Annotated in this window: 12 protein-coding genes; 1 reads left to right on the forward strand and 11 read right to left on the reverse strand. The window is 47.0% G+C overall.

Features of this window, described 5'->3' with window-relative positions:
* Nucleotides 1-361: 361 nt before the first annotated feature.
* The 7 genes from argH to argC all read right to left on the reverse strand — a co-directional run bounded on the left by argH (nucleotide 362) and on the right by argC (nucleotide 8,807).
* Nucleotides 362-1,774 (reverse strand): argininosuccinate lyase, encoded by a 1,413-nt coding sequence (gene argH, locus ABEW32_RS00275; protein ID WP_430183616.1) that lies wholly within the window; start codon nucleotides 1,772-1,774, stop codon nucleotides 362-364.
* 87 nt (nucleotides 1,775-1,861) lie between these two features.
* Nucleotides 1,862-3,097 carry an argininosuccinate synthase gene (locus ABEW32_RS00280; RefSeq protein WP_013373358.1) on the reverse strand — a complete coding sequence of 412 codons (1,236 nt, stop codon included), beginning with the start codon at nucleotides 3,095-3,097 and terminating at the stop codon, nucleotides 1,862-1,864.
* 49 nt (nucleotides 3,098-3,146) lie between these two features.
* Complete coding sequence (gene argF / locus ABEW32_RS00285; RefSeq protein ID WP_430183618.1) at nucleotides 3,147-4,103, reverse strand: ornithine carbamoyltransferase; 957 nt, start codon at nucleotides 4,101-4,103, stop codon at nucleotides 3,147-3,149.
* A 48-nt stretch (nucleotides 4,104-4,151) separates the two neighbouring features.
* A complete protein-coding gene (gene argD / locus ABEW32_RS00290) occupies nucleotides 4,152-5,414 on the reverse strand; it encodes an acetylornithine transaminase (protein ID WP_430183620.1) in 1,263 nt (420 codons plus the stop codon).
* Between the two features lie 52 nt (nucleotides 5,415-5,466).
* Nucleotides 5,467-6,306, reverse strand: a complete 840-nt coding sequence (gene argB, locus ABEW32_RS00295) for an acetylglutamate kinase (RefSeq protein WP_430183622.1) — start codon at nucleotides 6,304-6,306, stop codon at nucleotides 5,467-5,469.
* Nucleotides 6,307-6,423: 117 nt separating this feature from the next.
* Nucleotides 6,424-7,650: a bifunctional glutamate N-acetyltransferase/amino-acid acetyltransferase ArgJ gene (gene argJ / locus ABEW32_RS00300; RefSeq protein WP_430183624.1), complete on the reverse strand. Its 1,227-nt coding sequence runs from the start codon at nucleotides 7,648-7,650 to the stop codon at nucleotides 6,424-6,426.
* 107 nt (nucleotides 7,651-7,757) lie between these two features.
* Nucleotides 7,758-8,807 carry an N-acetyl-gamma-glutamyl-phosphate reductase gene (argC, locus tag ABEW32_RS00305; protein WP_430183626.1) on the reverse strand — a complete coding sequence of 350 codons (1,050 nt, stop codon included), beginning with the start codon at nucleotides 8,805-8,807 and terminating at the stop codon, nucleotides 7,758-7,760.
* A gap of 378 nt (nucleotides 8,808-9,185) precedes the next feature.
* Here argC and ABEW32_RS00310 point away from each other — a divergent pair, with 378 nt between their 5' ends.
* Nucleotides 9,186-10,073 carry an SMP-30/gluconolactonase/LRE family protein gene (locus tag ABEW32_RS00310; protein WP_430183628.1) on the forward strand — a complete coding sequence of 296 codons (888 nt, stop codon included), beginning with the start codon at nucleotides 9,186-9,188 and terminating at the stop codon, nucleotides 10,071-10,073.
* 94 nt (nucleotides 10,074-10,167) lie between these two features.
* Here the strand turns inward: ABEW32_RS00310 and ABEW32_RS00315 are convergent, their stop codons facing one another.
* The 4 genes from ABEW32_RS00315 to hpf form a co-directional block, all read right to left on the reverse strand.
* Nucleotides 10,168-11,067, reverse strand: a complete 900-nt coding sequence (locus ABEW32_RS00315; protein WP_430183630.1) for a YitT family protein — start codon at nucleotides 11,065-11,067, stop codon at nucleotides 10,168-10,170.
* A 96-nt stretch (nucleotides 11,068-11,163) separates the two neighbouring features.
* A protein-coding gene (gene prfB, locus ABEW32_RS00320) for a peptide chain release factor 2 (RefSeq protein ID WP_100212693.1) occupies nucleotides 11,164-12,277 on the reverse strand; the annotation gives its coding sequence in 2 pieces (ribosomal slippage) (nucleotides 11,164-12,204 and nucleotides 12,206-12,277; 1,113 coding nt in all).
* Nucleotides 12,278-12,723: 446 nt separating this feature from the next.
* Nucleotides 12,724-15,174 carry a preprotein translocase subunit SecA gene (secA, locus tag ABEW32_RS00325; RefSeq protein ID WP_430183632.1) on the reverse strand — a complete coding sequence of 817 codons (2,451 nt, stop codon included), beginning with the start codon at nucleotides 15,172-15,174 and terminating at the stop codon, nucleotides 12,724-12,726.
* A gap of 413 nt (nucleotides 15,175-15,587) precedes the next feature.
* Nucleotides 15,588-16,148 carry a ribosome hibernation-promoting factor, HPF/YfiA family gene (gene hpf / locus ABEW32_RS00330; RefSeq protein ID WP_102998475.1) on the reverse strand — a complete coding sequence of 187 codons (561 nt, stop codon included), beginning with the start codon at nucleotides 16,146-16,148 and terminating at the stop codon, nucleotides 15,588-15,590.
* Between the last annotated feature and the right edge of the window lie 126 nt (nucleotides 16,149-16,274).

Raw genomic sequence — 16,274 nt, forward strand, 5'->3', positions numbered from 1 at the left:
CACTTGACAATGATTTATCGCATATGCTTCTCGTTCTACTAAATTGGTAATTCAATGAAAAACTTAGTGCTATTCTACCATAATCCTAGTAGGCGTAGTATACAAAAATGTAAATTCTAGAAACTTTCACACTAATGTATGAATAGGTCTATAGAACTATATGAATCAAACATCGTAGTCGATATACTTCCAATAATTCTATGTAGTTCATGATTATTCCGATCATAAATCTTTCAGCCCCCTCGGAAAACACAAAAGACACCGCGAACGGTGCCTTTGAAAACATAGCTGGCAAATATTCTTAAAATCTGATTTTACACAGCATTCCGTTGCTGTGCAAGAGAATTATTTTCTTTATGAATTAATTTTTTGGCTTATGATTTTCAAACCATGTTGACGTGTTTACTAGAAGCTGTTCACTACGTCCAATGGCTGCCTGCACCTGACCAGTGGCGGTTCCGCCATACACATTCCGAGCATTGACTACTGCTTCTGGTTGAAGCACCTCATAAATGCGCTCGTCGAACAGATCTGAAAACTGCTGGAATTCATCCAGTTTCAGATCAAGTAGATATTTGCCCTGCTGGATGCAATACAGCACCGTTTTGCCAATGACCTCATGAGCCTGCCGGAACGGAAGCCCTTTGCCGACCAGGAAGTCCGCAATATCCGTTGCGTTGGAGAAATCCTGGTTGACCGCTTGACGCATGCGATCCTTGTTCACCTTCATCGTAGCGATCATTGGGGCGAATAATTGCAGGGCTCCCTCCAGCGTAGCAACCGTATCGAACATCCCTTCCTTATCTTCCTGCATGTCCTTATTGTAAGCCAGTGGCAAGGACTTCAGCACAGTCAGCAGGCCGACGAGATTGCCATAGACACGCCCGGTTTTACCACGTACAAGCTCCGGGACATCTGGGTTTTTCTTCTGGGGCATAATGCTGCTGCCCGTGCAGAAAGCATCATCCAGTTCGACAAAACCAAATTCTGTGCTGCTCCATAGCACCAGTTCTTCACTCAAACGGGACAAATGCGTCATAATCAGCGAAGCACCGGCCAGAAACTCTACGATAAAGTCCCGATCACTGACAGCGTCCAGACTATTCTCATACACTCCGTCAAAGCCTAGTTGCTCAGCTACAAAATGACGGTCAATCGGGAAAGTGGTTCCTGCCAAAGCGCCAGCCCCTAGCGGTAATACATTAATGCGCTTGTAGCTGTCCTTAAGGCGGTCAATGTCACGCTCCAGCATGGACACATACGCCAGCAAATGATGTGCGAACAAAATAGGCTGAGCACGCTGCAAATGTGTATATCCAGGTACAATCGTATTCAGATTGTCCTTGGCCTGCCCAATTAATGCAGCTTGTACATCATGCAGCATACCTACCAGCGACACCACACGTCCACGCAAATACAAGTGCATATCCGTTGCTACCTGATCGTTACGACTGCGTCCAGTGTGCAGCTTACCGCCGACCGGACCAATGGCTTCAATCAGGTTTTTTTCGATATTCATGTGAATATCCTCATCCGAAACAGAAAATTCAATTTCCCCACGGCGGATACGCTCCAGAACGGTGTGCAGTCCTCCCTTGATCGTGTCTGCATCCTCCTGCGGAATAATACCACATTTGCCCAGCATGGCCACATGAGCCAGGCTTCCTTGAATATCTTCTTCCGCCAATGCCTGATCAAATCCAATAGAAGCCGTATACTCCTCTACCAGCTTGTTCGTTTGCTTTGTAAACCGTCCGCCCCATAGCTTACTCATTGCATGATCCCCTCTCTGCAATACAAGCCGCCCTCGTCATTTGGACAAGAACGGCCCACATCCCGTACATTTTTTTAGATTACTTCTTTATTTATGATTTTGTGTTACGCCCGCATTGACCTTCAAACGCAAAGCATTCAAGCGGATAAAGCCTGTGGCATCGCCTTGATCGTAGGCTTGTGTCGGATCAGCTTCCATGGTTGCAATGTCTGGGTTATACAAGCTAACCGGACTTTTAACACCCGCACCGATAATATTGCCTTTGTACAGTTTTACGCGCACCGTACCACTGACATTTTTCTGGCTTTCATGAACTAGAGCCTGCAAGGCAACACGTTCCGGCGCGAACCAGAATCCATTGTACACCAAGGTAGCATAACGGGTAATCAGGCTATCACGCAGATTCATAACCTCGCGATCCATTGTGATGGATTCCATTTTGCGGTGAGCTGTGAACAGAATTGTACCGCCTGGCGTCTCATAGACTCCGCGACTCTTCATACCCACAAAACGGTTCTCTACCATATCTACACGTCCGATACCATGCTTGCCGCCCAGTTCATTCAGCTTTTCCATCACTTGCAGCGGAGTTAGCTGCTCACCGTTCAAAGCGACGCAGTTGCCTGCTTTAAATTCCAGCTCCAAATATTCTGCTTCATCAGGTGCGTCCTCAGGCGCATTGCTGAGCAAGAACATTTCTTTATTTTCAGGAGCGCTCGGATCAAACCAAGGGTCCTCCAGCACGCCGCTTTCATAGCTGATATGCAACAGGTTGCGGTCCATGGAGTAAGGCTTGGCTGCAGAAGCGGTTACCGGAATACCGTGTTTTTCCGCATAGGCAATCATTTCTGCCCGGCCCGGGAACTGATTGCGGAACTCTTCCAGCCGCCAAGGTGCAATGACTTGGATGTCCGGCGTCAGCGCCGCCGCGTTCAGCTCGAAGCGCACCTGATCGTTACCTTTGCCTGTTGCGCCGTGAGCAATGGCCGTTGCTCCCTCGGCAATCGCAATATCGACCATCCGCTTAGCGATCAATGGACGTGCAATACTCGTTCCAAGCAAATATTGCCCTTCATATAAAGCACCCGCCTGAAACATCGGGTAAATAAAATCCTTGGCGAATTCATCACGCAGATCATCAATGTACACTTTGGAAGCTCCCGTAGCGAGTGCTTTTTCCTCCAAACCGTCCAGTTCTTCCTTTTGTCCGATATCTGCTGTAAATGCGATAATTTCGGCATCATAGGTTTCCTTGAGCCATTTCAGAATGACCGACGTATCCAGACCGCCGGAATATGCGAGTACGATTTTTTCTTTTGCCATTGTTGAAGTCCTCCCCGAATGCTTATACCTCTTTTTTCTTTAACAAACCTTATCCCATTAAAGCAACTAGCAACGCTTTTTGCGCATGCAGACGATTCTCCGCTTCATCAAAAATGACCGAATTAGGACCGTCAATTACTCCTGCACTCACTTCTTCCCCACGATGTGCAGGTAGACAGTGCAGGAATAAATAATCTGGCTTCGCGAGCTTAACCAGTTCCTCATTCACCTGAAAGTTGGCAAAAGCAAGCTCACGCTCCTTCTGCTCTTCCTCAAAGCCCATGCTTGCCCACACGTCTGTGTAGATCGCATCGGCATCTTTTACTGCTTCCTGCGGACTTTGGGTGATCACAATTTCACTACCTGTTTGTTTGGCAATCTCACGAGAAACCGCGACCACACTCGGGTCAGGCTCGTATCCAGCTGGACTTGCGATGGAGACATGCACTCCGAGCTTCGCTCCACCAATCAAGAGGGAATGCGCCATATTGTTGCCGTCTCCGATATAAGCCAGTTTGAGTCCTTTTAGCTTGCCCTTTTGCTCATATAAAGTTTGATAATCAGCCAGCACCTGACACGGATGCGCCAAATCGCTCAAGCCGTTAATCACAGGAACGGATGCATAACGCGCCAACTCTACCACATTATCGTGTCCAAAGGTACGGATCATAATGCCATCCAGATAACGTGACATCACTTGGGCCATATCGCTAATCGGTTCACCGCGGCCCAGTTGAATGTCATTTTTGCTGAGGAAAAGGGCATGCCCGCCCAATTGATACATACCGACTTCAAAGGATACCCGTGTACGTGTGGAGGACTTTTCGAAAATCAGTCCAAGTGTTTTCCCCTTCAGCGGCTGATAAACTTCCCCGTTTTTGTGCTTACGCTTAATTTCAATGGCGAGCTCAATTAAATGCTGGATTTCTTCTGGCGAGTAGTCGTCCAGTTCTAGAAAGTCCCGTCCTTTCAAATTTACCTGCTGCAGTGCGCCGCCCTGGCTCATGCAATCCTCTCCTTTTACACTCTAGTCTCGGATGCTTCTTCCTTTACACTAAGCTACGTGCTCCCGAATCAATTCAGCAATCCATGTTACAGCCTGATCTATTTCGTCTTTCGTTACATACAGGTTAGGCAACAGGCGAATTACGTTCGGTCCTGCTGTAATGAACAGAATACCCTTCTTCTGTCCGGCCAGAACAAGCTCTGCTACTGGCTCCGCACACTCGATGCCGACCATCAGCCCTTTTCCGCGAATATCCTGGACAAAAGGAATATCTCCAAGCTGCTTTTGCAAACTACGGAAGAGATAATCTCCCATTTCGGCAGCGCGTTCTGGCAGCTTATCATCAATAATCGTTTCAATAGTCGCTTGAACTGCGGCCATGGCAAGTGGCGTCCCGCCAAAAGTAGAACCATGACTGCCCGCCGTGAACGCTTCGCGCAAATATTCTTTGCCTAGCATTGCACCAACCGAATAGCCACTGCCCAGTCCTTTTGCCAATGTAAAAATATCCGGTTCTATTCCATAATGTTCAAAGGCAAACAACTTACCTGTCCGACCCATACCTGTTTGCACCTCGTCAATGATCAACAGCAAATCATGCTCGCGGCACAGCTTGGTAATCACGTCTACAAAAGCAGGGTCTACTGGATACATGCCGCCTTCGGCCTGCACCATTTCCAGCATAATTGCTGCTGTATTCTCATTGATCGCTGCTTCGAGCGCAGCCTGATCATGAAGCGGAACGCTTTTGAACCCTGCAGGAAGCGGTAAAAAGCCTTCTTTTACTTTGTCCTGACCCGTAGCAGTCAAGGTTGCCAGCGTCCGTCCGTGGAAGGATTGCGTGAACGTAATGATTTCATAGCGATCGTTCTGCTTCACCTTCTGGTGGTAACGACGTGCCAGTTTAATGGCAGCCTCGTTCGCTTCAGCTCCGCTGTTGCAGAAGAACACGGCATCTGCGCTGCTATTGGCTGTCAGCAACGCTGCGGCCCGTTCCTGCCCAGGAATATGAAACAGATTGGATACATGCCACAGTTCATCAATCTGTTTTTTCAATCGCTCAGCTACAGCTCGAGGCGCATGACCAAGATTGGTAACGGCAATACCTGACATGAAATCCAGATAACGTTTGCCCTGATCATCCCACAGCCAGCTTCCTTGTCCCTTCACCAGTGTAAGTGGGTATCTTGCGTAGTTTGGAAAAAGAGAGCTATTTGTCTGTGCCTTTGCCGACCCCTTTTCCGTTTGTGCTCCGCTTCCATTCGTACTTGGCATTTCCTCGCTCACCAGCGTATTCGGTTCCTTACTCATATCGTTCACGCCCCTTTATCGTTTGGTTATATAGGTTGAGCATATATTGCAATTACTGCATACGCACAATGCGTGTTCCAATCGATTCTCCGCCCAGCACACGGCTGAGTACTTGCGGTTCGCTGCCGTCTACAATGACGACTTCCTTCACTTTTCCATGAATGCAGGCAATAGCTGCTCTCACTTTCGGGATCATACCACCGTAGATTTCACCCGTGCTGATCATATCTTCAATTTCCTGTATAGTGATCGATTCCAGTACCTTCTTTTCTACACCATTCTTTTTCAATATACCGGGTACATCCGTCACAACAATCATCCGACTGACACCAAGATGAGAAGCCACCGCTCCCGCTGCTGTATCGGCATTAATGTTATAACGCTGACCGGATCGATCAATGCCAATAGGCGCAATAACTGGCATATAGTCCATATCCAGCACACCCGTAATAATCGAGGCTTGAACAGATATTACCTCTCCAACCCAACCGACCTCGGCAGCATTCGGCACAGGCTTTGCTTCGATTAAATAGCCATCACTGCCCGACAAACCCAACGCTCGCCCTCCGTGCATTCCTATTCGGCGTACAATCTGCTTGTTAATGCTGCCTGCCAGCACCATTTCCACGACATCCAGCACGGGTTCAGTCGTTTTACGCAATCCATGAATGAATTCCGTTTCGATTCCCAGCTTCGCCAAATTGTCAGAGATCGCAGGCCCGCCGCCATGTACAATGACCGGTTGAAGACCTTCCGACTGCAGACGGGCCAAGTCGTCAAAAAAGGAATCAGGCAGCGCAGCCAGCGTACTTCCTCCGCATTTCATCACAAAATTACGACGTGCCACTCCCGCATGTTTCGTTTGATCCGCGTGTCCCACTGCCGATTGCATATCATCTCTCCTTTTCTCCTCTGCACAATCTGTGCGATTTTCAAATGATGCCTGAAACTATAACCGCTCGCTTCTTCTATTAACTATTAAATATCCATCTGTATTTAAATCTAGTATCTATGTCCGATAAGCCGCATTAATCCGCACATAATCGTAGGTTAGATCACAGCCCCATGCTGTAGCCATTCCGTTCCCGTGATGCAAATCAACGATAATTTGAACCGTATCTCCACGTAAATAGGAAAGCGCCTCAGCTTCATCAAAAGCGACTGGACTTGATTGACTCAGCACCACAATATCACCCAAACGGATGTCTACCGTATCTGGATTGACCGGTTCTCCAGCACGTCCGACGGCTGCAATAATCCGTCCCCAGTTGGCGTCTGCGCCGAAAACGGCTGACTTCACCAGACTGGACCCAATTACGGTCTTGGCTATCGCCTGGGCAGAAGCATCGCTTACCGCTCCGCTTACGGACACCTCTACCAGCTTCGTAGCACCTTCCCCGTCACGGGCAATCGCCTTCGCCAGCTCCCGGCAAATATAAGTGAATGCCTCGGCAAAAGCCTCCCAGTCGGGATGCTCTGCGTTCAACTCGCTGTTGCCTGCCAGTCCGCTTGCCATAGCGATTAGCATATCGTTCGTACTGGTATCCCCATCGACCGTAATCATATTAAAGCTAGTACCCGTGGCCTGCTTTAATAATTGATGAAGAGCCGTCTGCCCGATGACCGCATCACAAGTTATAAAAGCGAGCATGGTTGCCATATTCGGGTGAATCATACCCGATCCTTTTGCTGCCCCGGCGATGTGCACGGTCACACCGTCCACTTCAACTGACACGCACGCTTCCTTTTTAACCAAATCCGTTGTCAGAATGGCTTGGCTAAATTGCTCCGCTCCATCATTCGCCTCGCTCATCCGCTCAGGTAGTGACGATATACCGCCAAGCACACGGTCCATTTTCAGATGCTCGCCAATTACACCAGTCGAGGCAACGGCTACATCGCTCTCGGCCACACCCAGTTCACGAGCAGCGGCCGAACGCATCGCGTAAGCGTCCTGCTCCCCTTGCTGTCCTGTACAGGCATTGGCATTCCCGCTGTTCACTACTATCGCCTGCAATCGACCATTTGTCAGGCTGTCGCGAGTCACCTTAAGTGGTGCAGCCTGAAACACATTGGTGGTATACACCGCAGCAGCTGTCGCCTCTACCTCACAGCGAATCGCGCCGATATCGTTGCGGTTCGTATTTTTCAATCCACAGTGCAATCCCCCGGCTGTAAAGCCGCGCGGAGTTACGATGTTGCCCTCATGTACGACTGTAAACCCTAATTTGCCCATAATTATGTGCCCTCGCCCGCAACATAAGGAATGAATGGCAACTGGACGCTTGCGTTCTCATACCGGCCCGCTGTCATTCCACTGTCCCTGTTGCGTTTACGTGCTACTTACGGATATACCGGTATGAAGCCCAGCCCGAGGTTCTCCTCCCATCCCATCATCAGATTTAAATTTTGTATCGCCTGTCCGGCGGCACCCTTCACAACATTATCAATGACAGAAATAATGGTAAGGCGCCCGGTACGAGCGTCTGCTGCAAAACCGATGTCGCAGTAGTTGGAGCCAAATACTTCTTTCGTCGCTGGCCATATACCTTCGCCACGTACACGCACAAAAGGATGACCTTTATAATAATCCCGGTATAACCCGATAAGATCCTGATCCGTATGATCACCTTTCAACGTGACATAAATGGTACTCATAATTCCTCGCGTCATAGGCACCAGCTGTGTCGTAAACGTAATCGTAACATCCTCGCCCGCAACATCACCCAATACCTGCTCGATCTCAGGGATATGCTGGTGCTTATTCACCTTATAAGCCTTAAAGTTCTCATTCATCTCCGCATAATGTGAAACAAGACTTGTTCCCCGACCGGAGCCGGATACCCCGGATTTGGCATCCACGATCAGTGACCGGTGGTCGATCCAACCCGCCTCCAAGGCAGGAATAATCCCCAATAGTGTTGCCGTGGGATAGCAGCCTGGATTCGAAATGAAAGAAACACCAGCAAGCTTTTCTGCATACACCTCGCTGAGTCCGTATACTGCTTGCTTGAGATACTCGGATGAAGCCGCAGGCTTTTTATACCAAGCCTCATACACTTCCCCGCTTCGGAGCCTGAAGTCCCCGGAAAGATCAATCACCTTCAGTCCGGCATCCAGAAGCTGCGGCACTAAATTGGTACTAACGCCCGACGGCGTCGCTGTGAAAACCAGATCAGCCTTGGCAGCAATTTCATGGATATCAACACCGTCCAAATCCTGCACCACAATATCCGTCAGATGTGGAAACCCATCACTAATCGGAACACCCGCGCTGGACGAAGAAATAACAGATACAATCTCCACCTGCGGATGATGAACCAAAAATCGAATCAATTCCACTCCGCCGTATCCAGTGGAACCGACAATTGCTACTTTTAGCTTGCTGCTCACAGACCTTCCCCCATTCCGTCCCTATGAAATATGTATTATTATACGACTCTATTCATATAAATACAACACCTCATGTCATGTTATTCCTCCAAATTTAAAATATGCACTCTTGCCCATTCTTTTGGCCGTCAAGCTGTACAGGCTACAATTAATGAAAACAAAAAAGACAGACCCCCTTGCGAATCTAGTCTTCTATTTTGCATAAGAAAAGGAACGTTCCCTTTATATATTATCTTATATATTGGTATTCATCCGGTTTATACATTTGCTGCACTTATGTATTCGTTGAACATTGAATAGGGTATAAAGAGTGAGTATGTACGAAAATAAACCTATACGTTAGGGGTGCTACACATCGAAACATATACAGCGAATTTAGTGATAGATGCTAAAGCCAAGTTAGGCGAGGGTCCCAGTTGGGATCATCATTCGCAACGTTTATTTTGGGTCGATATTGAAGGCTTTCAATTACACATTTACGATCCATCTACAGGCACAGATCGTACCATAGATGTGGGCGAACATATTAGTGCAGTTGTACCTTATCTTAAAAATAAAGTAATCGTGGCCATGATCAGCGGTTTATACTGTCTGGATATAGAGACAGGGACCAAAGTATTGATCCATGATCCTGAGGAAGGTAGAACAGGCAATCGATTTAATGACGGTAAATGCGATCCTGCAGGACGTTTTTTGGCAGGAACCATGAGTTTAAACGGCGAACGAGCGCAAGGAGCATTGTATAGCTTGAGCACAAAAGGGAATGTCTCCTTACTGATTGATAAAGCTTCCATATCTAATGGCTTAACCTGGAGCTCAGATCATCGTACCATGTATTATATTGATACTCCGACTTTGGAAGTGGTCTCCTTTGATTACGATGTGGCACAAGGTACCCTTATGAATAAGCAAGTGGTAGCTAGATTGGATGAAAGTGAAGGATATCCAGATGGCATGACCATCGATGCAGAGGGCATGCTGTGGATCGCGCGTTGGAGCGGTAAACGTGTTTCTCGTATCCATCCTGCTCATGGAGAAGTGATTGCCGAGGTGATACTTCCAGTCAATTGTGTAACTTCTTGTGCTTTCGGCGGTGAACATCTGGATGAGTTGTATATTACAACTGCTCAAGATGACGATAGCACCAGTCAACCCCTAGCAGGCGGTTTATTTATGGTCAAAACTGGGGTAAAAGGAGTGCCGACCTCATACTTTAATCAAGGACAACCAGCACATTGGCTTGATCTATTATCAAAAAGGACTTGATAAAGCTGTTCTGAAAAAGAGAAAAGCCCACTGCATCAGTGGGCTTTTCTGTATTCATTTATTTAAGTGCAATCATTCAGCAAACCACAATACGTTAGCCTTCCCTTTTGAACCCTTCACCCAATACTTCACGTGTATTACTAATAATCACAAAAGCCTCTGGGTCTACCAGGCGGACGAGCGTTTTGAGACGAGTTACCTCGTTTTGCCCAACTACAACCATAAGCACAGGACGTTCTTCGTTCGTGTAACCCCCCCGCCCTGCAAGCTCTGTCAATCCGCGATCCAAATCCTGCAAAATGGTTTGCGTGATTTTTTCCTTTTGATTGGAGATGATGTAAGCCACTTTGGAGTAGCCTAATCCCATTTCTACAGCATCAATGACCTTGCCAGTTACAAACAGGCCAATCAATGCATACAGGGCCCGCTCTGGCGATAGGGTGAAACCAGCTAGTGTGATCACTGTGCCATCCATCAGCATGACACAAAGAGAAAGACTAAAACCGGTATACTTTTGAATAATCTGCGCCAAAATAGCCAGTCCACCCGTCGAGCCTCTGCCGCGAAACACGGTGCCCAAACCTAATCCTACTCCGATGCCACCATACAGTGAAGCTAGCAACGGATTGGTTGTCGGTACTGCCCAATCCTTCGTCACATAAACGAATAACGGCAGCATAATGCTGCCCAGCAGGGAACGCAATCCATACTTTTTCCCTAATAGCAGTACTCCTGCTATAAATAACGGAATGTTCATTCCCCATTGCGTATAGGCCGGTTCCAGACCAAACAGTTCCTCACCTAAGATAGACAAGCCAGATACACCCCCGGATGCAATCCGGTTGGGAAGCAAGAACATGTTAAAGGTCAACGCTGTAATGAATGAGCCGAGCATAATCAGCAGAACATCGGTCACGTTACGCGCTGGTCCACTGGCGGCAATCAGAGGCTTACGCCTTCTTCGACGGGCAGTGGGAGAGTTCAATTGAGACATCGTTTATGTACTCCTTTTGTAAAAAAATCCGTTACACAAAAATTCCTACAGGCCGCAGCACATGGACTGCGGTTCTGTAGGAAAACATACAGACAATTATTCTGCGTCCAGCTTAATTTGGCTGCGCAGGTAACCATCGATGAATGGATCGAGATCGCCGTCCATCACTGCCCCGACGTTGCCAGTTTCCACGCTGGTACGGTGATCCTTAACCATGCTATATGGATGGAAAACGTAGGAGCGAATTTGGCTGCCCCATGCAATGTCGGACTGTTCACCACGGATTTCGTCCAATTGCTGCTGTTGTTCTTCGATCTTGCGTTCATAGAGCTTGGAACGAAGCATCGTCATTGCACGTTCACGGTTTTTGATCTGGGAACGTTCATTTTGACAAGTCACGACAATACCGGTAGGCAAATGCGTAATCCGAACGGCTGAGTCGGTCGTATTAATATGCTGACCCCCAGCACCGCTGGCCCGGTACGTATCAATTTTAAGATCTTCCGTGCGGATCTCAATGTCCACATCATCCGCAATTTCCGGTACTACATCACAAGACACGAACGATGTATGTCGACGACCGGAGGAGTCAAATGGAGAGATACGAACAAGCCGATGTACACCTTTCTCCGCCTTGAGATAACCGTAGGCATTGTAGCCTTTGATCAACAGGGTTACACTCTTAATCCCCGCTTCATCACCTGCCAAATAATCCAGGGTCTCCACCTTGAAGCCTCGTTTTTCTCCCCAGCGTGTATACATGCGCAGCAGCATTTGACCCCAGTCCTGCGACTCGGTACCACCTGCCCCCGGGTGCAGCTCCAGAATAGCATTAAGCTTGTCATAGGGCTGATTTAAAAGCAATTGCAGCTCAAATTCCTCCAGCTTGCTCAGCAGGGATTTGATACTGTTTTCAACTTCTCCAGCCAGCGCTTCATCGCCTTCCTCTTCAGCCAGCTCAACCATCATACCTGCATCTTCATATTCCTGACGCAGCTGTTCATAGCTGTCCACAGAAGATTTCACAGCATTCATTTCAGCAATTACGCCTTGGGCTTTTTCGTTATCATCCCAAAAATCAGGCGCTGCCATCTTTTCCTCAAAGTTTGCGATCATTTCCTGTTTGAGATCTAAGTCAAAGAGACCCCCTAAGGTTTGTTAGTTTCTTGCCTATTTCTCGTAAATCATGTTTTACACTTGGATCAATCATGATGTCATTCTCCTTTTAATATAGGATTAGGGGGAGTAGAAGCGTTATGAGTTACGGCTGGTGGGTATGCGCTGCGCGAATGATTTGATCTTACGATCGCTGACGCTTCTCCAGATTCAAATCCTCCGCTTCGCTGCCGACCGCCGTAAAGTCAAACTGCTTTTAAATAACAGGCTCTGGTATGTGAGCCAGATCCTGCGGAATTGACTGACAAATAAGCAGAGACTTACTTATTTGTCATAATTGTTTAAAAAGAATTGAGAGCAATCTAGCCAACCTTCGATGTTCAGACTGACCCTCCAACAGGAAGATCTATAAGTTGAAAACATCAGTCTCACCCCTGTATGGCACAAAATGGCCGACGGTCAGTGGTTGAACTGCCGCCTGCCATTATATGCATTACAGAGGATAGTGTATATCAAGACCTATCCCTTAATTTCAATCCTTTATTTTCTACGCGGACGTGAAGGAGCGGATTTCTTTTTAGGAGCCGCTGGTTCGCCACTCGTCGAGATTTTATCTTCATCAACGACAGCCTGACGCTCTTGGTTGGATTCGATTTGTGCTTTCATGATGTATGTCGCAACTTCCTCTTGGATAGTGGCGATCATAGCATGGAACATTTCGAAGCCTTCAAATTGGTATTCACGCAATGGATCAGTACCACCATAAGCACGCAAGTGAATACCTTGACGCAATTGATCCATAGCATCAATATGATCCATCCATTTGCTGTCAACTGCACGCAGTACGATAACTTTCTCGAACTCACGTACCATTTCTTCGCCGATCATCGCTTCACGGCTGTGGTATCTGTCGGTAACTTTTTCGAAGATCATATCGACCATCTCTTCTTTTTCCTTACCCCACAGATCTTCGCGTGTAAGTACATTTTCCTCAAGCAGATTGTTGTTCACATACTCTGCTACTTCGTCCAGCTCCCAGTTTTCAGGGATATCATCACCACAGTGAGCTTCCACTACACGCTCAATGACAGGCTTGATCATATCGAACACAATTTCCTTGATGTTCTCTGATTCCAGCACCTCACGGCGTTGCTTGTAAATGATAGCACGCTGCTGATTCATCACGTCATCATATTGGAGAACGACTTTACGCTGATCAAAGTTATTCCCTTCAACACGTTTTTGAGCGGATTCAATAGCACGTGTAATCATACGGCTCTCGATAGGTTGGTCTTCCTCGAAGCCCAAGCGCTCCATCATATTCAGTACGTTGTCTGCACCAAAACGCTTCATTAACTCGTCGCCCAGCGATAAGTAAAACTGCGTGGAGCCTGGATCACCCTGACGTCCTGCGCGTCCGCGAAGCTGATTATCAATACGACGGGATTCATGACGTTCTGTACCGATGATGTGCAAACCACCAAGTTCTGCGACGCCCTCGCCCAGTACGATGTCAGTACCACGTCCAGCCATGTTGGTAGCGATGGTAACCGCGCCAGCTTCCCCTGCACGGGAAATAATCTCAGCCTCTTCAGCATGATACTTGGCGTTAAGCACTTTATGGCGCACACCTTTGCGTTTCAGCATTTCAGAAAGAAGCTCCGAGTTTTCAATAGAAACCGTACCTACCAATATCGGCTGGTTCTTTTTGTTACGTTCCAGAATTTCGTCAACCACAGCATGGAATTTACCCTTCACGCTCTTGTACACTACGTCAGGCATATCTACACGCTGGTTAGGCTTGTTCGTCGGAATCTGGAGCACTTCCAGACCATAGATTTTTTTGAATTCTTCTTCTTCAGTTTTCGCTGTACCCGTCATCCCCGCCAATTTGCGGTACATACGGAAATAGTTTTGGAATGTGATTGTCGCCAGTGTCATACTTTCATTTTGTACAATGATGTTTTCCTTCGCTTCAATAGCTTGGTGCAAACCATCACTATAACGACGTCCAGCCATCAGACGGCCTGTAAACTCATCGACAATCAGGACTTCACCGTCAGCCACGACATAATCCACATCCAAACGCATAATAGCGTTAGCCTTCAAGGCTTGTACGATGTGATGGTTAATGGTAACACTTTCCTGATCGTACAGGTTTTCAAGACCAAAGAAATTTTCTGCCTTGGATACACCGTTTTCGGTCAAAGCAACCGATTTTATCTTAATATCCAGCGTGTAATCTTCTTCAACATTCAGGCTCTTTACAAAACGATCAGCCGCGAAATACAATTCCGTCGATTTCTGAGCTTGTCCTGAAATGATCAATGGTGTACGAGCTTCATCGACGAGAATGGAATCCACTTCATCAATGATACAGAAGTACAACGGACGCTGTACCATTTGTTCTTTGTAAAGCACCATATTATCGCGCAGATAGTCGAACCCGAACTCATTGTTTGTACCATACGTAATATCACAAGCATAAGCTTCCTGTTTGGCACCATGATCCATATTCGCCAAGTTCAGACCTACAGTCATCCCCAGGAAATTATAAATCTGTCCCATTTCTCCGCTGTCACGTTGCGCCAAATAGTCATTGACTGTAACCACGTGCACACCTTTGCCCAACAGAGCGTTCAAATAAACCGGTAGTGTTCCCACCAGCGTTTTACCTTCACCGGTTTTCATTTCGGCGATTTTTCCTTCGTGCAACGCAATACCGCCGAGCATCTGTACGTCATAATGACGTTTGCCCAGCACCCGCTTGGACGCTTCACGAACCGTTGCAAATGCTTCCGGCAGCACTTCTTCAGCCGTAGCACCTTGTTCAATCCGCTCTCTAAACTCCGCCGTCTTCGCTTTCAGCTCCTCATCCGAGAGCTTCTCAAAGTCAGGCTCTATTTTATTGATCAGTTCAACCGTCTTCATTAAACGTTTGACGTCACGTTCATTTGTATCTCCAAAAATTTTTTTGACAATTCCTAGCATGGTTTACCCCTTTCGCGCAAAACAATTAATAGAATCAATTTCACAATAAGAAAGGGTCCATGATGAAATTGATTCCCGATATGTTCGACAGGCCCGGCTATACCAGCCCATCATGCGATGTTCTTTGCATAAATTGTAACAGTTTGTAGGACATGCCGCAACACAAGCAGCCTCTAGATTTGCATTCGGTTAAAGATACCAAAACAATTGACGCACGAAATACACAATTAGTTCCACTTATCCAAGTTAAAATTTCCATTCGCATTTACAAAAAACATATAAAAGAGCCCTACCCCGCCAGGTTCGCAAGGATAAGGCTCGTGTTATTTTTCATTTTCCTCATATCCATGAAGCATGCTTCAATCAAAAACGTTCTATTCACTTTAAAATGTGATAAGTTCCTGCTTCACAGGCTATTCCCGTTCGATTAGACCGTATTTACCATCATTGCGTTTGTAAACTACGTTCACTTCTTCGTTATCAATATTAGCAAATACGAAGAAATTATGTCCAACCATGTTCATTTGCAGAATTGCTTCTTCCACATCCATAGGTTTCAACATGAAACGCTTGGTGCGGACAACTTCCAGCTCATCCAATTCTGCATCCTCATCTTCAGCAACAGCCACACCACCAGCCGGATCTTCCACAAAAAGAGTTTTCAAACTGCCTTCCTGCCGGAATTTTCGGTTTAGTTTGGTTTTGTGCTTACGAATTTGCCGTTCAAGCTTGTCTACCACGGCATCAATGGATGCATACATGTCATCGCTTTCGTCTTCGGCACGGAGTACAAGCCCCGGCAAAGGAATGGTTACTTCTACAGTGTGCAAATCTCTGGTTGTGCTTAACGTTACACTTCCATCAGACGTCGGGGGTGCATCGAAATACTTTTCAAGTCTGCTGAATTTCTTATCAACGTAGTCCTTCAAAGCGTCGGTAACCTCGATCTGTTGACCTCGTACTGTTAAGTTCATAGGGCACGCCTCCTTTGCTCCTTCAGTATAACACATATGTTAACGCCAAGTAAAAAAGGAGATCAACAATTCGAATATTTTTTACAAATTTCTTTACAATTCGACACAATACTTCCCTTAACGCCA

It is taken from the genome of Paenibacillus jamilae (assembly GCF_050482105.1).
In the GTDB taxonomy this organism is placed as follows: domain Bacteria; phylum Bacillota; class Bacilli; order Paenibacillales; family Paenibacillaceae; genus Paenibacillus; species Paenibacillus jamilae_B.